Source organism: Oerskovia sp. NPDC057915, from assembly GCF_042887685.1.
In the GTDB taxonomy this organism is placed as follows: Bacteria; Actinomycetota; Actinomycetes; order Actinomycetales; family Cellulomonadaceae; genus Oerskovia.
This window is the reverse complement of the sequence record NZ_JBHVOS010000018.1, coordinates 1-16,297: the sequence shown is the minus strand read 5'-3', so window position 1 is coordinate 16,297 and position 16,297 is coordinate 1. Positions and strand designations below refer to the sequence as shown.

At 73.1% G+C, this 16,297-nt stretch carries 18 protein-coding genes; 10 read left to right on the top strand and 8 right to left on the bottom strand.

The window, feature by feature from the left end; genetic code table 11:
- The first annotated feature begins 2 nt into the window (after positions 1-2).
- Entirely contained in the window at positions 3-2,201 is a 2,199-nt protein-coding gene (locus tag ACFVQ3_RS13040; protein WP_387639618.1) for an NHL domain-containing thioredoxin family protein, read from the top strand.
- A gap of 120 nt (positions 2,202-2,321) precedes the next feature.
- On the opposite strand, the gene ACFVQ3_RS13035 is transcribed toward ACFVQ3_RS13040, so the two are convergent.
- The 4 genes from ACFVQ3_RS13035 to ACFVQ3_RS13020 form a co-directional block, all read right to left on the bottom strand.
- Positions 2,322-2,789 carry a PTS glucose transporter subunit IIA gene (locus ACFVQ3_RS13035; RefSeq protein ID WP_387639615.1) on the bottom strand — a complete coding sequence of 156 codons (468 nt, stop codon included), beginning with the start codon at positions 2,787-2,789 and terminating at the stop codon, positions 2,322-2,324.
- Positions 2,786-3,016, bottom strand: a complete 231-nt coding sequence (locus ACFVQ3_RS13030) for a PTS transporter subunit EIIB (RefSeq protein WP_387639612.1) — start codon at positions 3,014-3,016, stop codon at positions 2,786-2,788. Before ACFVQ3_RS13030 ends, ACFVQ3_RS13035 begins: the two co-directional genes overlap by 4 nt.
- 64 nt (positions 3,017-3,080) lie before the next feature.
- A complete protein-coding gene (locus ACFVQ3_RS13025; protein ID WP_056644676.1) occupies positions 3,081-3,326 on the bottom strand; it encodes a PTS transporter subunit EIIB in 246 nt (81 codons plus the stop codon).
- Between the two features lie 61 nt (positions 3,327-3,387).
- On the bottom strand, positions 3,388-4,212 hold the full coding sequence (locus tag ACFVQ3_RS13020; RefSeq protein WP_387639609.1) for a GntR family transcriptional regulator: 825 nt from the start codon (positions 4,210-4,212) through the stop codon (positions 3,388-3,390).
- 233 nt (positions 4,213-4,445) lie between these two features.
- Here ACFVQ3_RS13020 and ACFVQ3_RS13015 point away from each other — a divergent pair, with 233 nt between their 5' ends.
- Together ACFVQ3_RS13015 and ptsP are read left to right on the top strand one after the other, a co-directional pair.
- A complete protein-coding gene (locus ACFVQ3_RS13015) occupies positions 4,446-5,906 on the top strand; it encodes a PTS transporter subunit EIIC (RefSeq protein WP_387639606.1) in 1,461 nt (486 codons plus the stop codon).
- Positions 5,903-7,576, top strand: a complete 1,674-nt coding sequence (ptsP, locus tag ACFVQ3_RS13010; protein WP_387639603.1) for a phosphoenolpyruvate--protein phosphotransferase — start codon at positions 5,903-5,905, stop codon at positions 7,574-7,576. The genes ACFVQ3_RS13015 and ptsP overlap by 4 nt, the downstream gene beginning before the upstream one ends.
- Positions 7,577-7,795: 219 nt before the next feature.
- On the opposite strand, the gene ACFVQ3_RS13005 is transcribed toward ptsP, so the two are convergent.
- A complete protein-coding gene (locus ACFVQ3_RS13005) occupies positions 7,796-8,062 on the bottom strand; it encodes an HPr family phosphocarrier protein (RefSeq protein ID WP_387639600.1) in 267 nt (88 codons plus the stop codon).
- A gap of 206 nt (positions 8,063-8,268) precedes the next feature.
- A complete protein-coding gene (locus ACFVQ3_RS13000; protein WP_387639597.1) occupies positions 8,269-8,427 on the bottom strand; it encodes a hypothetical protein in 159 nt (52 codons plus the stop codon).
- A gap of 112 nt (positions 8,428-8,539) precedes the next feature.
- Between ACFVQ3_RS13000 and ACFVQ3_RS12995 the strand changes: the two genes are divergently transcribed.
- Positions 8,540-9,460: a sugar phosphate isomerase/epimerase family protein gene (locus tag ACFVQ3_RS12995; protein WP_387639594.1), complete on the top strand. Its 921-nt coding sequence runs from the start codon at positions 8,540-8,542 to the stop codon at positions 9,458-9,460.
- A gap of 110 nt (positions 9,461-9,570) precedes the next feature.
- On the opposite strand, the gene ACFVQ3_RS12990 is transcribed toward ACFVQ3_RS12995, so the two are convergent.
- Together ACFVQ3_RS12990 and ACFVQ3_RS12985 are read right to left on the bottom strand one after the other, a co-directional pair.
- Positions 9,571-10,167 carry an HdeD family acid-resistance protein gene (locus ACFVQ3_RS12990; protein WP_387639591.1) on the bottom strand — a complete coding sequence of 199 codons (597 nt, stop codon included), beginning with the start codon at positions 10,165-10,167 and terminating at the stop codon, positions 9,571-9,573.
- 220 nt (positions 10,168-10,387) lie between these two features.
- Positions 10,388-11,278 carry a TetR/AcrR family transcriptional regulator gene (locus tag ACFVQ3_RS12985; RefSeq protein ID WP_387639589.1) on the bottom strand — a complete coding sequence of 297 codons (891 nt, stop codon included), beginning with the start codon at positions 11,276-11,278 and terminating at the stop codon, positions 10,388-10,390.
- 110 nt (positions 11,279-11,388) lie between these two features.
- Between ACFVQ3_RS12985 and ACFVQ3_RS12980 the strand changes: the two genes are divergently transcribed.
- From ACFVQ3_RS12980 to ACFVQ3_RS12955, 6 genes are all read left to right on the top strand, one after another.
- On the top strand, positions 11,389-12,435 hold the full coding sequence (locus tag ACFVQ3_RS12980; RefSeq protein ID WP_387639586.1) for an ABC transporter ATP-binding protein: 1,047 nt from the start codon (positions 11,389-11,391) through the stop codon (positions 12,433-12,435).
- Positions 12,432-13,364: an ABC transporter permease gene (locus tag ACFVQ3_RS12975; RefSeq protein ID WP_387639583.1), complete on the top strand. Its 933-nt coding sequence runs from the start codon at positions 12,432-12,434 to the stop codon at positions 13,362-13,364. The genes ACFVQ3_RS12980 and ACFVQ3_RS12975 overlap by 4 nt, the downstream gene beginning before the upstream one ends.
- Positions 13,365-13,369: 5 nt before the next feature.
- Positions 13,370-13,993 carry a dihydrofolate reductase family protein gene (locus ACFVQ3_RS12970; RefSeq protein WP_387639802.1) on the top strand — a complete coding sequence of 208 codons (624 nt, stop codon included), beginning with the start codon at positions 13,370-13,372 and terminating at the stop codon, positions 13,991-13,993.
- A gap of 4 nt (positions 13,994-13,997) precedes the next feature.
- Complete coding sequence (locus ACFVQ3_RS12965) at positions 13,998-14,387, top strand: pyrophosphatase (protein ID WP_387639581.1); 390 nt, start codon at positions 13,998-14,000, stop codon at positions 14,385-14,387.
- Positions 14,388-14,503: 116 nt separating this feature from the next.
- Positions 14,504-15,184: an HAD hydrolase-like protein gene (locus ACFVQ3_RS12960; protein ID WP_387639578.1), complete on the top strand. Its 681-nt coding sequence runs from the start codon at positions 14,504-14,506 to the stop codon at positions 15,182-15,184.
- 169 nt (positions 15,185-15,353) lie between these two features.
- A complete protein-coding gene (locus ACFVQ3_RS12955) occupies positions 15,354-16,160 on the top strand; it encodes a MerR family transcriptional regulator (RefSeq protein ID WP_387639576.1) in 807 nt (268 codons plus the stop codon).
- The last annotated feature ends 137 nt before the right edge of the window (positions 16,161-16,297 follow it).

The window sequence follows — 16,297 nt, the reverse complement described above, 5'->3', positions numbered from 1 at the left end:
GGGTGAGCTCCACGACCCCCCACGCCCGCCTGCCTCGAGTCCGCGCCTCCGAGCTCGTCGGCCGAGGCTGGCTCAACACGGGTGGCCGCGACGTCTCGCTCGCGGACCTGCGGGGCCGGGTCGTCGTCCTCGACTTCTGGACGTTCTGCTGCGTCAACTGCCTGCACGTCCTCGACGAGCTGCGCGAGCTCGAGGAGGCGCGCCGCGACGACCTCGTCATCGTCGGCGTCCACTCCCCGAAGTTCGAGCACGAGGCCGACCCGGTCGCGCTCGCCGCCGCGGTCGAGAGGTACGACGTGCGCCACCCCGTCCTCGACGACCCCGAGCTCGTCACCTGGTCCGCGTACACCGCGCGCGCCTGGCCGACGCTCGTCGTGATCGACCCCGAGGGATACGTCGTCGCGCAGATGGCGGGCGAGGGGCACGCGTCGGCGCTCGCCGCGCTCGTCGACGAGCTCGTGGAGGAGCACCGCGCCAAGGGCACGCTGCGTTCGGTGGCCGCGGGGGAGGGGGACGTCTACGTGCCGCCCGCCCCGACGTCGGGCACGCTGCGCTTCCCCGCCAAGGCGATCGCGCTCCCGGGGGGCAACCTCCTGGTCGCGGACGCGGGTCACCACTCGCTCGCCGAGCTCCTGCCCGACGGCGAGACGCTCGTCCGGCGCATCGGCTCCGGCGAGCGCGGGCTCGTCGACGGCGGGCCCGACGTCGCACGGTTCAGCGAGCCGAACGGGCTGTGCCTGGTCCCGACCGAGCTGCGTGCGTACCTCGACTACGACGTCCTGGTCGCGGACACGGTCAACCACGCGCTGCGCGGGGTGCGGCTCGCTGACGGTCACGTGACGACGGTCGCGGGGAACGGGCAGCAGTACATGGTGGGTGGTGTCGACAACGTGCTCGTGGCCGCTGACGGCGGTGCGCCGGTCGGTGGGACGCACGCCGAGGTCGACGGCCCGTTCGGGTCGCGTCTCACGGTCCTCGTTGGTGCGGACACGCCGGAGCAGCCCAGGCCCGCGGGCCTGCCCGCGTCGATCGAGAGCACGGGCGGCGCGGTGCTGCAGAAGCTGTCGTCGCCCTGGGACGTGGCCTGGGTCGAGCAGGCGGGGGCCTTCCTCGTCGCGATGGCGGGCAACCACTCGCTGTGGGCCTTCGACGGCGAGCAGGGGTCGATCGCCCTCGTCGGCGGCACCATGAACGAAGGTCTGCTCGACGGTCCGCTCGTCGACGCCTGGTTCGCGCAGCCGTCCGGGCTGGCAGTCGGCCCGGACCGGCGCGTGTGGGTCGCGGACTCGGAGACGTCGGCGCTGCGCGTGGTGACCCCGGTCGCCGGGACGACGCAGGGAGACGTGGGCACCGCCGTCGGGCAGGGGCTGTTCGACTTCGGGCACCGCGACGGCGCCGCCGACCAGGCGCTGCTCCAGCACCCGCTCGGGGTCGCGACGCTGCCCGACGGCAGCGTGGTCGTCGCCGACACCTACAACGGGGCGGTCCGACGCTACGTCCCGCCCGCGCCCCCGGCCGTGCCAGGACGAGCGAGCACTCCAGGCCACGATGGTTCTGGTGCGAGCGTCGGCCAGGTGACGACCCTGGCGACGGGCCTCGCGGAGCCGAGCGACGTCGTCGTGCTCGTGGACGGGGAGCCGTGGGCGCCCGGGGACGTCGCCGAGGCGGGGGCTCGCGTCGACCTGCTGGTGGTGGAGTCGGCGGCGCACCGCATCACGCGCGTCGCGCTCCCGGCGACGCTCGCAGGAGAGCTGCTCGACGGCGGCGCGCACCGCACGCAGCGACCCGTCACCGAGGTCGTGGCCGGGGAGCTGCGGCTCGACGTGCCGTTCTCGCCCGCGCCGGGGCAGAAGCTCGACGACCGCTACGGGCCCTCGACGCGCCTGACCGTGAGCGCGACACCCCCCGAGCTGCTGCTCGACGGCGCCGGGACGGGGACCGACCTGTTCCGAGCCCTGGTCGTGAACCCCGCGGTGGGCGAGGGCGTGCTGCACGTGACCGCGCAGGCCGCGTCGTGCGACGTCGTGCCGCTGCTCGACGCCGGGACGCCCGACCCCGACGTGTTCCCCGCGTGCCACCTGGCGCAGCAGGACTGGGGGGTGCCGGTGCGGGTCGTGGTGTCGGAACCGGCGGGCACCGGAGGTGACGCCGGTCCTGGCGAGCCTGCGGAGCGGGTGCTGACGCTGCCGCTGCGCGGCTGAGTCGCGGGGGCACAGGTGCAGGCGTAGGACCGGGACCGGGCCGAGGACGGCCCGGTCCCGGGCCCCGGACACGTCAGGACGAGCGTGACCTCGAGGTCACGCTCGTCCTGACACGGCAGATCACTCCCAGATCAGCAGGTCCTCGCCGCGCGCGACCCAGGTCCCGACCGGGGCCAGAGGCGTGACGGCGTCGGGCTTGCCCTCGAGCGCGACGACCGGGCAGACGGCCGAGCGGCCACCCTCCTCGATCGCTGCCGGGTCCCACGTGACCAGGGTCGCGCCCTGGTGCACCACGTCGCCCTGCGCGGCGTGCAGCGTGAACCCCTCGCCCGCGAGCTGGACCGTGTTGATGCCCAGGTGCACGAGCACGGCCTGGCCGCTGTCGTGCTTGATGACGAACGCGTGCGGGTGGACCTTGACGATCGTGCCGCTGATCGGGGCCGACACGAGACCACCCTCGGCGGAGTCGGGAGCGATCGCGGTACCCGGACCGACGAGGCCCGCCGAGAACACCGGGTCGTCGACGTCCGAGAGGGCGACGACGGTCCCGGTGACGGGCGCCAGGACGGTCAGGGGCGCAGCGGTCAACGGAGGTCCTCGATGTCCGAGGCGAGGTTGTCGGCCTCGGGACCGACGATCACCTGGATCGCGTTGCCCGTCCGGACGACCGCGATGGCACCAGCGCTGGTGAGGGTCTTGTCGTCGACGAGCGTGGGGTCCTCGACCTCCACGCGCAGACGCGTGATGCAGGGCTCGAGGTCGAGGATGTTGGCATCCCCGCCGAGGCCCTTGAGGATCTGCTCTGCCTTGCTCATGTCGTGCTCCTTCGTGTGCTGGTGCGGACGTACGTCGAGGTGCCCGCGGTCCGCGGGCACGGGGTCACATGAGGTCTGCGAGGTCCGAGGCGATCGTGTCGACCTGGGGGCCGACGACGACCTGGACCACTCGTCCGGTCGTCATGACCCCGAAGGCGCCCGCGGCGCGCAGGGCGGCCACGTCGACGAGGCTGGGGTCCTTGACGAGCGACCGCAGTCGGGTGGTGCAGGGGTCGATCTCCTCGATGTTGCTCACCCCGCCGAGGCCGGCGAGTATCGCGGCGGCCCGTGCTGCATCGGCTGCAGTCATCGTTGCATCCTCTCTGGTGCGTGGGTCGTGGGTACGGCGTCGGTCGTGCCGGTCGTGGGGCTCATGCGGTCTCCGCCGCCTCTGCTGCCTCTGCGACCAGGGGCACGGGCTCCGCGTCGAGCTCGGGTGCGGGGGCAGGCCGCGGGACGATCGTGGGCCGGGCCTCGCGGAGCGGGACGACGACCGAGTACCGGTCGCCCCGGTAGCACATCTGCGAGTACATGCAGGCGCCGTCGTCCGAGTAGGTCTTGCGGTGCGCGCGCAGGACCGCCCGGACGCTCGTCATGGCGAGGATCGCCTGCTCGGCGGTGCTTGCCTCTGCCGCCATGATCGTGTCCTCGCCCCAGGTCGGGGAGTGGCCGCGCTCGCGCAGCGCGCCGTACAGGCTGTCCGGGACGCCGTCGTCGAGCAGGTCGGGGGCGAGCGCCACGGGCACCCAGGCGCGCTCGACGGCCATGGGGGTGCCGTCGGCGAAGCGCAGGCGCTCGACGTAGTGCACCCGGTCCTCGGGGGCGATGCCGAGGGCCTCGGCGACGACCCGGCCGGCAGCGAGGGTGTCGCTGTCGATGACCTGGGTGCTCGGCACGAGGCCGAGCCGTCGGGCCTCCTCGCCGAACGTCGTCAGGCGCATCTCGAAGTCGGTGTGCTGGGGGGCGACGAACGTCCCGCGACCCTGCTCGCGCTGGAGCACCCCGTCGGCCACGAGCGCGTCCAGAGCCTGACGGACCGTCATGCGGGAGACGCCGAACTTCTCGGTGAGCACCCGCTCGGAGGGAACGGCGTCGCCGATGGACAGCTCGTTCGCGATGAGGTCGCTCAGGTAGGCGCGCACGATCTGGTGCTTGTGCCCACCTTTAGGTGCTCTGGCCTGCGTCGTCGCTGCCACGTGTTCCTCGCTCTCGGTCGCCCCGGAGTTGCCGGGGCTTGACACATCATGATGTCTAGACCACTCTGTCCGCAAGTGGTCCAGACAACTATCCCACCACAGACGGTGGCGATGGCTCGGGTTACAGCAACGACGCGCTCCAGAGTCCGGGCCGGCGTCGTGATCAAGGCAGTTCCCAGTTCAAGCGGTGCGGTCCGACGGCCTCGGATGCACCCGATCAACGAGGAGTGAACATGACGTCCGTGGCCGAAACACCCAAGGTGAAGAAGGGGATCCCCGGCTTCGCCCAGCTGCAGAGGGTCGGTCGATCCCTCATGCTGCCCATCGCCTCCCTGCCCGCCGCAGCGCTGCTGCTGCGCCTCGGGCAGGCCGACATGCTCGGCGCCGACGGCGCCGCGGGCACCTTCCCCTGGCTGCAGCCCGTGGCCGACGTGTTCGCGTCCGCCGGCAACGCGCTGTTCGCGAACCTCGCGCTGCTCTTCGCGGTCGGTGTCGCGGTCGGCTACGCCAAGAAGGCCGACGGCTCGACCGGCCTGGCCGCCGTCATCGGCTACCTGGTGTTCAAGGGCGTGAGCGACGCGCTCTCGCCGTACGTGCTGGGCAAGCCCGACACCCCCGCCGAGTGGCTGGCCGGGGCCAACCCCGACGCCATCACCGCGGCCCAGGACGGCAACTTCCTCGACCTCGTGACGGCGGCGATCACCGGTCCGCCCGCGCAGAAGCTCATCAACTACGGCGTCCTCGGCGGCATCGTCATCGGTCTGACCGCCGCGATCATGTTCCAGAAGTACAGCCGCATCAAGCTGCCGCCCTACCTGGCCTTCTTCGGCGGCCGCCGCTTCGTGCCGATCGTCACCGCCGGTGCCGCGGTCCTCATCGCCGTCGTCGGCGCGCTCATCTACCCCTGGTTCGACGCGGGCTTCACAGCTGTCGGCGACTGGGTCACGGGCTCCACGGTCCTCGGTGCGTTCGTCTACGGCACGGCCAACCGCCTGCTCGTCCCGATCGGCCTGCACCACCTGCTCAACTCGCTGCCCTGGTTCCAGTTCGGCAGCTACACCGACGCGAGCGGCGCGGTCTGGCACGGCGACATCGCGCGCTTCCTGCACGGCGACCCCACGGCCGGCACCTTCATGACCGGCTTCTTCCCGATCTTCATGTTCGCCCTCCCGGCGGCCGCCCTCGCGATCATCCACACGTCGAAGCCCAAGAACCGCAAGCTCATCGGCGGCATCATGGGCTCGGCCGCTCTCGTCGCGTTCGTCACCGGCGTGACCGAGCCCCTCGAGTTCGCGTTCGTCTACGTCGCCTACCCGCTGTACGCGATCCACGCGGTCCTCACGGGCACCTCGCTCGCGCTCGTCAACGCCCTGGGGATCAAGTCCGGCTTCGGCTTCTCGGCCGGCGCGATCGACTACATCCTGAACTTCCGGATCGCGACGATGCCCCTGTGGATCATCGTGATCGGCCTCGGGTACGCGGTGATCTACTACTTCCTGTTCCGGTGGGTCATCACCAAGTGGAACCTGCGCACGCCGGGCCGCGAGGACGACGACGCGGCGGTGGGCGCCGACCCGACCGCCGACCCGGTCCTGGTCGCCGAGGAGAAGAAGGCCGCGGAGGCCGACCTGTCTCCCGCGGAGCTCGATGCCCGAGACTCCGGGGCCAAGGCCGACGGCGGAGGCGGCAGGTGACCTCCGTCCTCGACGGTGTGGGCGTCAGCCCCGGGCGGGGGGCCGGTGTCGTCGTGACGATGCCGGCCCCCGTGCCCGAGCCCGCTGCGGCGACGCTCGGCCCGGATGCGGACGTCGAGGCGGCGGTCGCCGCGATCGACGACGCGGTCCGCAGCGTCCAGGCGGACCTCGCGGCACGTGCCGCGCGGGCCACCGGGACCGCCGTCGAGGTCCTCACGGTCACGGCCGCCATGGCGGCCGACACCACGCTGGCCAAGGAGTCCGCCCGCAAGGTCCGCGACGAGCGGACCACCCCCGAGCGGGCCGTGTGGGAGGCGGCCGGTGACCTCGCGGCTCGCCTCGAGTCGCTCGGCGGCATGATGGCCGAGCGCGCGGGCGACGTCCGCGATGTGCGTGAACGCATCGTCGCAGCCCTCACGGGCCGCCGGGCGCCGGGGGTCCCGGACCTCGACCACCCGTTCGTGCTCGTCGCGACCGACCTCGCGCCCGCGGACACCGCGACCCTCGACCCCGCGCGGGTCCTCGCCATCGTCACGAGCGGAGGAGGCCCGACGTCGCACACCGCGATCCTGGCCCGGTCGCTCGGGATCCCGGCGGTCGTCGCGGCCCCGCAGGCCAGCGAGCTCGCCGACGGCGAGACCGTGCTGGTCGACGGCTCGCAGGGCACGATCGAGCGTGACCCGTCGCCCGAGGACGTCGCGCGCGTGCTCGACCGCCCCCGTGGTCCGCGGGCGTTCGACGGTCAGGGCAGGACGGCCGACGGCGTCCGGGTCCAGCTCCTCGCCAACGTCGCGGACCCGGCAGGGGCCGAGGCCGCGGTCGCCGCAGGGGCAGAAGGGGTCGGCCTGTTCCGGACCGAGTTCTGCTTCCTGGGGCGCACCGAGGAGCCCGGGCTCGACGAGCAGGTCGCGGCATACCGGGCCGTGCTGAGCGCGTTCGGGGGCCGCAAGGTCGTCGTCCGCACGCTCGACGCGGGCGCCGACAAGCCGCTGCCGTTCGTCACGGCCGACGACGAGCCCAACCCGGCTCTCGGCGTCCGTGGGCTGCGCACCGCGGTGCGCCACCCCGAGGTGCTGACGCGTCAGCTCGACGCGATCGCTCAGGCCGCCTCGGCCGAGGAGGCCGACGTGTGGGTCATGGCCCCCATGGTCGCGACGCCGGACGAGGCCCAGGAGTTCGCGGCGGCCTGCCGTGAGCGAGGCCTGGCGACCGCGGGCGTCATGATCGAGGTCCCCGCCGCGGCGATCCAGTCGCGCTGGGTCCTGGAGCAGGTCGACTTCGCGAGCATCGGCACGAACGACCTGACCCAGTACACGATGGCGGCGGACCGGGAGACGGCGGACCTCGCCGCGCTCTCGACGCCGTGGCAGCCCGCGGTGCTCTCGCTCGTCGGCGCTGCGTGCGCGGGCGGGTCCGAGCACGGCCGCCCGGTCGGGGTCTGCGGGGAGGCTGCGGCCGACCCGGCCCTGGCGCCGGTCCTCGTCGGCCTCGGTGTCACGTCGTTGTCGATGACGCCGCGCGCGCTCGGTGACGTCGCGGCGGTCCTCGCGGCGACGACCTCCGAGCAGTGCGTGGAGCTCGCGAGGATCGCGGTGGCCGCGCCGACCGCGTCGGCCGCCCGGGACGCGGTCCGTGCGCAGCTGCCCGTGCTGGAGGAGCTGGGGCTGTAGCCCTCCGGACGGTGCTGCCTCACCGTCCGTCACGCAGCACTCAGCCCGTGCCCCCCTCGTCCGAGGGGGCACGGGCTGAGTGCTGTCGTGCGTCTGCTGTCGTGCGTCGGTCTCGTGTCGCCGCCGAGTGTGACGTTCGGGTCGTGCGATCCGTCTCCGGACAGCCCGAACGTCACACTCGGTGACGGCGCCGGGACGAGAGGCGCCAGGACGAGAGGGTCAGACCGTCTCGCGCCCGAGGAACTCGGCGAGCGCGTCGAGGGACGCCTCGGCCTCCGCACCGTCGGTCTCGGTCGCGAGCACGACCTGGTCGCCTGCTGCCGCGCCGAGCGTCATGACGCCGAGGATGCTCGCGGCGTCGACGGTCTCGGCACCTTCCTTGGTGAGGGTCACGGCGACGGGCTGCTTGCCCGCCTCGGCCACGAACAGCGCCGCAGGGCGTGCGTGGAGTCCCTCGGCGATGGCGACGGTGACGGTTCGTTCCATGACGTGCTCCCTCTGGAAGTGGTATAGACCAGTCCACTGTAGCCGAGGTGGGCGCGGGCAGCGGCCCGACGCGGACGGGCGCGGCGCCTGGGCGCGGAAGGGGGGGCGGCGCCTGGGCCGGCCCCCGCACGAGGCGAGGCTCCGACAGGGACGGCAGCGGCGCCGTCGGGCAGGGAGCGGCGACGGGACCCGCCGCGCGACCGCTCTCAGGCCGAGTCCTGCTCCAGGTACGCCACGAGCGACTCCAGGGCCGCGAGCGCGCGGGCGTCGTCCGTGTCGGTCGAGAGGATGACGTCGTCGTCCGGGCCGAAGCCCGGACGCGTCGTGCCGACGGTCGAGGGCGAGGCGGCGTCGGGACGATCCATGCGCACTCCAGTGCTCCGGGCGGTTCGGTCGAGCAGCATCCTGCCAGAGTTCGGAGGGTGCTCAGGACGACCCTGCGAACACCGCTCACCCGCTGGGACTAGGGTGTCGGACATGCGTGAAGCGACGACGCCCGACGCCCAGCCGCCCCTCCAGGGCGAGGCCCAGGGGGGTGAAGCAGGCAGGGGCGGGGAGCCCCGGATCAAGGTCACGCTGTCCAGCGCCAGCGTCTACCCGCGCAAGGCGCCCTTCGCCTTCGAGGCCGCAGCCCACCTGGGCTACGACGGCATGGAGGTCATGGTCTGGTCGGACACGACCACGCAGGACGCGAAGGCGCTCACCAAGCTCTCGACCGACGTCGGCGTCCCCATCCGCAGCGTCCACGCCCCGACGCTCCTCGTGAGCCAGCGGGTCTGGGGGCGCCTGCCCGGACCCAAGCTCGAGCAGACCGTCGACCTGGCGCTGGAGCTCGGGGCGCAGACGGTCGTCGTGCACCCGCCGTTCCGCTGGCAGGGCCTGTACGCGCGCGGCTTCGCGGACCACGTGCGCGAGCTCAACGCCGCCACGGGCGTCACGGTCGCGGTCGAGAACATGTACCCCTGGCGGGGGCGCAAGCGCGAGGTCCAGGCCTACCTGCCCGGCTGGGACCCGACCGACCACCCCTACGACGCCGTGACGCTCGACCTCTCGCACGCCGCCGTCGCACGCCAGAACAGCCTCGACCTGCTCGACGTGTTCGGCGACCGGCTCGCTCACGTCCACCTCGCCGACGGCACCGACTCGATGAAGGACGAGCACATGGTCCCCGGGCGCGGTACGCAACCGTGCGACAAGGTGCTCGGTGAGCTCGTGCGCCGCGGCTGGGAGGGGGACGTCGTCGTCGAGATCGCGACGCGCCGCGCCCGCACGGCCGCCGAGCGCTACGAGGACCTCGCGGCGTCGCTCGCGTTCGCGCGCACCTACCTCCAGCCCGCGCCGCACGCCGAGTACCAGCCGCCGCCCGGCCACGAGCACCGGCACCTGGACGCCTGGTAGGACCTCGGTGCCGAGAACGGGGTGGAGGTCGGTCCGTCGCCGATGCCGACCTCGATCCCGTTCTCGACGGTGCGCCCGCTAGCCCGCTAGCCCGCTAGCCCGCTAGCCCGCTAGCCCGCCAGCGCGGCCTTGGCGTCCTTCGCGGCCGTGCTCTGCGCGAACGCCGCGACGAGGATCACGACCCCGGTGACCACGAGGTACAGGCCCAGCAGCACCGTGATGGTCTGCAGCCCGGTCACGGGGCTCACGAGCACCAGGACGCCGAACACGACCCACAGCGCAGCCGTCGCGAGGTCCCAGTCCCAGCCGGGCTCGCGCGTGCGGCGGGCGCGCAGCGCCCCGACGAGGCCGATCAGCCCCGCGACGAGCGCCCAGACGCCGACGAGCCGCAGCACGAGGGTCACGCTCGCCGAGGGCCAGAACGCCAGGACGAGACCGACGACGATGCTCAGACCGCCCACGACCCAGCGCCACACCGCGCCCTCGCCGTTCTTGCGCTGCCGCCCGGCCTCGACCAGGAAGAGGACCCCCTGGAGGACCGCCATCGCGGCGACGAGCCACGTGAGCCACTGGATGCCGCGGTCCGGCGCGACGAACAGCACGACGCCGATCAGCAGGAACAGGGCCCCGCGCAGGTAGGCGAGGCCCCACAGGCGGCGGGCGATCTTGGTGGTGCGTCCGGTGAGGGACTCGTCCTGCTCGGTCATGGGATCCACCGTCCTCGCGGGCCGGCCCCGCAGCGGGTCCGTGGGGCGTCGCAGGCCTCGTCCTCGGAACGTAGCGTGCGGGGGCGACGGGCGCGCGGCGGACCCTGCGGTCGACCGTCCGTGCGGTCGAGAACGGGGTTCGGGCCGCTACGAGCGCCAGAGCGACCTCAACCCCGTTCTCGAGCCCCGCTGCTCGGCAGCTTGCGACAACGGGGGAGGGTCAGGGGTGCTCGCGGGCCCGGTCGATCGCCATCTCGACGCCGTCGAGCAGCCGGTCGAGGGATGCGTCGAACGGGTCGGTGGGGGTGTCGAACCCGCCCGCCTCCCAGATGCGGGTCATCACGGGGTAGCGCTCGACGTCGAACCAGTCGGCCCAGAAGCTGCTCATGGACGTCCAGTACTCGTCGCTGCTCATGCCGCTCACGTCCTTCTCGACCGACTCCGCGACGGCCGCCCGTGCGACCCCGCGCACGAACGCGTCGATGAGGCCGAGGATCTCGACGACCTGGTCCGCGGGGAGCCCGGTGTCGACGAGCGTCCGCAGGCCGGCCTCCTGTGCGTCGAGGACGTGCGGGGACAGCGGGAGCCGCCACATGTTGGTCTGCAGGATCCAGGGGTGGTGCTGGTAGAGGCTCCACACGGCGTGCGCGTAGCCCGACAGCCCTGCACGCCAGGGGGTGTCGGCCGCGGGGAGGTCGAGCCCGGCGAACGCGCGGTCGATCATGAGGTCGACGAGCTCGGTGCGCCCGGGCACGTACGTGTAGAGGGACATCGCGCCCATGTCCAGGCGGGCGGCGACGCGGCGCATCGAGAGCGCGTCGAGGCCGACCTCCTGCGCGACGGCGATCCCGGCGGTCACGACCTCGTCGAGCGTCAGGCGCGCCTTGCGACCGCGGGTCGGCGGTGCGGGCGGGTCCCACAGGAGGGCGAGGCGTCGGGTCACGTCGGCGGGGCGGGGGACCTGGTCGGTCGGGTCCGGGGCGGCGTCGCCCTCGGGTGCGTCGCCCTCGGGGGTCGGCGGCGCGTCGAGCGGCACGTCGGCCGATGAGTCCGGGGTCCGGGCGGAGTCCACCCCGTCGGAGGGGACCGGGGCGACGGTGTTGCTGGCCATGGTGCCTGATCCTCCCACTTCCGCGCTGTGCCGGGAGACCTTCAATTCCCGTACACCGTATGCTAGCGTGAAAACCGATTCCAGTACACCGTACGCGAGAGGCGTGAGCCATGATCCACACCGAAGGGCTGACCAAGACCTTCCATCGCAAGAAGGAGGTGGTCGAGGCGGTCAAGGGCATCGACGTCGACGTCCGCGAGGGCGAGCTCGTCGCGTTCCTCGGTCCGAACGGCGCAGGCAAGTCCACGACCCTGCGCATGCTGACGAGCCTCCTCGAACCCACGGCGGGCCGGGCCGAGGTCGCGGGCTTCGACATCCGCACCCAGCCCGCCGAGGTCCGGTCGCGGATCGGGTACATCGGCCAGGGCAACGGGGGAGGCTTCTCCTACCGGGTCGCCGACGAGCTCCACAACCAGGGCCGCTTCTACGGCATGGCGGCCTCGGAGTACCAGCGCCGGGCCACGGACCTCCTCGAGGCGCTCGAGCTCGAGGGCCTCGGCAAGCGCACGGTCCAGAGCCTGTCCGGCGGGCAGCGTCGCCGCCTCGACGTGGCCCTCGGGCTCATGAACCACCCGCCGCTGCTGTTCCTCGACGAGCCCACCACGGGTCTCGACCCCCACAGCCGCGCGAACCTCTGGGAGCACATCGGGGCGTTGCGCGAGCGGTACGGCATGACCATCGTCCTCACGACGCACTACCTCGACGAGGCGGACTCCATGGCCGAGCGCGTCGTCGTGATCGACCACGGCACGATCGTCGCCGACGCCCCGCCGGCCGCGCTCAAGCGCGAGCACGCGGACGACGTCGTGACGCTCGTCGTCACCGGGACGTCCACGTCCCAGGGACAGGTGCCCGACGACGTCACGCGCGTCCGCGCAGCCCTCGCCCGGGTCGTGGGCGAGGCCGGGGCGGGAGGTGCCGACGGCGCCGACCGTGCAGACGGTGCCGAGGACGGGAAGCTCCACGCGACCGTCGGTGCCGGGGGAGACGTCACGGTGACCCTGTCCACGGCGCACGGCGCCGACCGCCTGCCCGAGGCGATCGAGTCCCTGCGCGTGGCGGGCCTCTCGGTCCGGTCGGCCGGGCTCAAGCAGGCGAGCCTCGACGACGTGTTCCTCAACCTGACCGGCCGGAGCCTGCGCGAGGAGGCGGCATGATGGACGACCACCAGAGCCAGGGCACCGGACCAGAGGCCGGCCCGGGGACCGGGCAGCGCAGCCTGACGAACCTCGGGACCGACACCCGGACCGCACCACCGACCACCGCGAGGCAGGCGACCGACCGGCGCTCCGACGTCGGGCGCTCGGGGGCCGCGAAGTTCCTCGGCGACACCTGGGCCGTCTTCACGCGCGAGATCCTCCTGGTCCTGCGCGACCCCTTCACCCTGATCTTCTCTCTGCTCCAGCCGCTGATCTTCCTGGGCCTGTTCGGGCCGCTGCTGACCGGCGCCGTGGGCGGCGGCATGGGCGGGCCCGGCGGGTCCACGGCCGCGACCCTCCAGTGGTTCGTGCCCGGCGTGATCGTCATGATCTCCCTGTTCGGGACCTCCATGACGGGCTCCAACCTGCTCTACGAGATGATGACCGGCTCGTACGAGCGCGTCCTCGCGACCCCCCTCTCCCGGTCCGCGATCCTCGTGGGACGCGCGCTCAAGGAGTTCGCGCCGCTCGTGGTCCAGGGCCTGCTCATCGCGCTCGTGTGCATCCCGTTCGGGTTCACGTTCTACCCGCTGCACGCGCTCGCAGGGCTCGCGCTCCTGGGCCTGTTCGGGGTCGGCGTCGGGGCGCTGTCCTGCGCGCTCGCGCTCGCGGCGAAGAACCGCGAGTGGTTGTTCTGGGGCGTCCAGCAGTCCCTGCTGTTCCCGCTGCTCATCCTGTCCGGCATGATGCTGCCGCTCGAGGCGGGGCCGTCGTGGATGCAGACCGCCGCGAAGTTCAACCCCCTGACCTACATGGTCGACGCCGAGCGCGCCCTGTTCGGCGGGACGTTCGCGAGCACGACCGTCCTGTGGGGAGTCGTGGCCGCAGCGGTCACGTGCGCAGTCGGCCTGTGGGTCGGCATCCGTCGGACCAGGAAGTCGGTGTGAGTGCCATGGGCAGGGTCACGTTCGACGTCGGGCTGTCCCTCGACGGGTTCGTCGCGGGGCCGCACCAGTCCCTCGAGAACCCCCTCGGTGAGGGCGGCGAGCAGCTCCACCGGTGGATGTTCGAGGAGCCCGAGGCCAACACGGCAGCGCTCGAGTCCGTCGCGGCCCCCACCGCGTTCGTCATGGGCCGCAACATGTTCGCCCCCGGGCGCGGCCCGTGGGACGAGGACTGGCGAGGCTGGTGGGGCGACGAACCCCCGTACCACGCACCCGTGTTCGTGCTCACGCACCACCCGCGAGAACCACTCGTGATGGAGGGCGGGACGACGTTCTTCTTCGTCACCGACGGGATCGAGTCCGCGCTGTCGCAGGCGCTCGCGGCCTCGCGGGACGGGCACGTCGGCATCGCGGGCGGCGCCTCGACCATGCGGGCGTACCTCGCCGCGGGGCTGGTCGACGAGTTCGGGCTGCACGTCGCGCCCGTGCTGCTGGGCGCGGGCGAGCGACTGCTCGACGGGCTCGGCGGCCTGCGCGTCGAGGCCGGCCCGGTGAGCAGCAACCACCTCGTCACGCACCTGTCGTACCGCGTGGTGCGGGGTCTCGTCGGGGAGGGGCAGGTGCTTGACTGATGCGATGACCACCGCGACGCCGCGCACCCCGTCCGAGCCTGCGCCGTCGGGCCTGACGCTGCCCGCGCTCACCGAGCGCGTCGAGGCCGTGTCCGCGCTCTACGCCCACAAGTTCGGGATCGAGCGTGACCCCGACTGGTTCGTGCTCAAGCTCACCGAGGAGATGGGCGAGCTCACGCAGGCGTACCTCACCGCCACGGGACGCACGCGGCCGCGCGTCGCGACGGAGGGCGTGCCCGACGGCGCACGGGCGGCGCTCGCGGCCGAGGTCGCCGACGTCCTCGCGCACCTGCTGCTGCTCGCGCGGGCCCAGGGGGTCGACGTCGAGCGGGCCGTGCAGGAGAAGTGGCTCGTGTGGGAGGAGGAGATCGGCGCGGTCGAGGCGCCGAGATAGAGGGCCTGCGTCGAGGTCGAGGCTCCGGGCCCTCTGCTCGCCGGGAAGCCTCCGCCGCGGCGGCAGCGACGGCGGCACGCGCCGGCCGGCCTGTGACGCGCGGCAGAATCGATCACGTGACCACTGCGACCCCTCCCTACCGGCTTGCCCTCCTCGACCTCGACGGGACGCTGACCGACTCGGCCCCCGGCATCCTGTCCTCGGTCCGCCACGCCTACGCGACCCTGGGCATCGATCCCCCGACCGACGAGGCGCTGCGCCTGTTCGTCGGACCGCCGCTCGCCGAGACGTTCGCGCTGCACGGCGTCCCGGCCGACCGGGTCGCCGAGGCGGTCGCGGCGTACCGCGACGTCTACGCCGCCGGGCGCATGATGGAGAACTCGCTCTACCCCGGCATCCTCGAGTGCCTGACGGCGGCGCGCGACACGGGCGTCCGGCTCGCGGTCGCGACGTCCAAGCCCGAGGTCTACGCCCGCCGCATCACCGCGCACTTCGGGATCGACCCCCTCGTCGAGGGCGTCTACGGCGCGACCCTCGACGGGACGCGCGGCTCGAAGGCCGACGTGATCGAGCACGCGCTCGCATCGCTGGGCGGGTCCCCCGCCGGGCTGCCGCCGCGCGACGAGATCGTCATGGTCGGCGACCGGGAGCACGACGTGCTCGGGGCCGCCGCGCACCGCATCGGCTGCGTCGGCGTCTCGTGGGGCTACGCCGTGCCGGGCGACCTCGAGGAAGCGGGTGCCCTCCGGGTCGTGACGACCACGAACGAGCTGGCGCGGGTGCTGCGAGGGCAGTGACGCCGTCGGGCAGCGGGGTGTGCGGGGTGTGCGGGAGCGGCACGGGCGCGCGGACCCGGCCGCGCGGACCCGGCCGAGAAACAGGGTTGACCTTGACGTAGCGTCAACTTCTAGGGTCGTTCCTGCTGCCTCACCCGAGGCGTCCAGCACCCCACGATGGGAGGAGCGCATGACCACGCGCACACCGGAGCCCGCGACCGACTGGTCGATCCAGGAGATCGCCCGCCTCGCCGGGACCACGAGCCGCACGCTGCGTCACTACGACGACATCGGGCTGCTCGCGCCCAGCAGGGTCGGCCACAACGGCTACCGGTACTACGACGGGCCCGCGCTCGTCCGGCTCCAGCGGATCCTCCTCCTGCGGGACCTCGGCGTCGGTCTCCCGGCCGTCGCCGAGATCCTGGGGCGGGACGACGAGACGGGCGACGCCCGCCCCGTCGCGCAGGCACGAGCCCTGCGCACCCACCTGGACGCCCTCCGGGCCGAGCAGCAGCGGCTGGCGCGACAGATCGCGTCGGTCGAGCACACCATCACGACCATGGAAGGAGGTGGGCGACTCATGGCGGACGAGATGTTCGACGGGTTCGACCACACGAAGCACGAGGCGGAGGTCACCGAGCGCTGGGGTGCCGAGGCCTACCGGACGGGCGACGCCTGGTGGCGCGGGCTGTCCGCGCAGGACAAGGCGGCCAACCAGGAGCGGACCCGCCGCCTGGGGGCGGACTGGACGGCGGCCGCGGCGGCGGGCGTCGCCCCGGACAGCGACGAGGCGCAGGCCCTCGCGCAGCGGCACGTCGAGTGGCTGAGCGGGATCCCGGGCACCCCGGGGCACGGCTCGGCGCCGGTCAAGGAGTACGTCGTCGGGCTCGGGGAGATGTACGTGGCCGACGAACGGTTCGCGGCGAACTACGGCGGGGCGGAGGGGGCACGCCTGGTGCGCGACGCCCTGGCGGTGTGGGCGGACGACAACCTCTAGGAGTCGGCGTAGGTCGAGGTAGACCCGTGTGCGCGAGGTAGACCTCCCGGGGGGGGGACCCCCGCCCCCCGGGGGTACTCCGCGGCGCCCCCCGGGGACCGGGCCGGCGGCTTATTCGCGCCCCCCCCCCCCGGTGG

Bases quoted from the DNA above. Each gene is read 5' to 3' on its own strand.
- ACFVQ3_RS13005 (WP_387639600.1), bottom strand. From the start codon at position 8,062: ATGGAACGAACCGTCACCGTCGCCATCGCCGAGGGACTCCACGCACGC.
- ACFVQ3_RS12965 (WP_387639581.1), top strand. From the start codon at position 13,998: ATGACCACCGCGACGCCGCGCACCCCGTCCGAGCCTGCGCCGTCGGGC.
- ACFVQ3_RS13030 (WP_387639612.1), bottom strand. From the start codon at position 3,016: ATGAGCAAGGCAGAGCAGATCCTCAAGGGCCTCGGCGGGGATGCCAAC.
- ACFVQ3_RS12985 (WP_387639589.1), bottom strand. From the start codon at position 11,278: ATGGCCAGCAACACCGTCGCCCCGGTCCCCTCCGACGGGGTGGACTCC.
- ACFVQ3_RS12990 (WP_387639591.1), bottom strand. From the start codon at position 10,167: ATGACCGAGCAGGACGAGTCCCTCACCGGACGCACCACCAAGATCGCC.
- ACFVQ3_RS12995 (WP_387639594.1), top strand. From the start codon at position 8,540: ATGCGTGAAGCGACGACGCCCGACGCCCAGCCGCCCCTCCAGGGCGAG.
- ACFVQ3_RS12980 (WP_387639586.1), top strand. From the start codon at position 11,389: ATGATCCACACCGAAGGGCTGACCAAGACCTTCCATCGCAAGAAGGAG.
- ACFVQ3_RS13025 (WP_056644676.1), bottom strand. From the start codon at position 3,326: ATGACTGCAGCCGATGCAGCACGGGCCGCCGCGATACTCGCCGGCCTC.
- ACFVQ3_RS12975 (WP_387639583.1), top strand. From the start codon at position 12,432: ATGATGGACGACCACCAGAGCCAGGGCACCGGACCAGAGGCCGGCCCG.
- ACFVQ3_RS12955 (WP_387639576.1), top strand. From the start codon at position 15,354: ATGACCACGCGCACACCGGAGCCCGCGACCGACTGGTCGATCCAGGAG.
- ACFVQ3_RS12970 (WP_387639802.1), top strand. From the start codon at position 13,370: ATGGGCAGGGTCACGTTCGACGTCGGGCTGTCCCTCGACGGGTTCGTC.
- ACFVQ3_RS13015 (WP_387639606.1), top strand. From the start codon at position 4,446: ATGACGTCCGTGGCCGAAACACCCAAGGTGAAGAAGGGGATCCCCGGC.
- ACFVQ3_RS13000 (WP_387639597.1), bottom strand. From the start codon at position 8,427: ATGGATCGTCCCGACGCCGCCTCGCCCTCGACCGTCGGCACGACGCGT.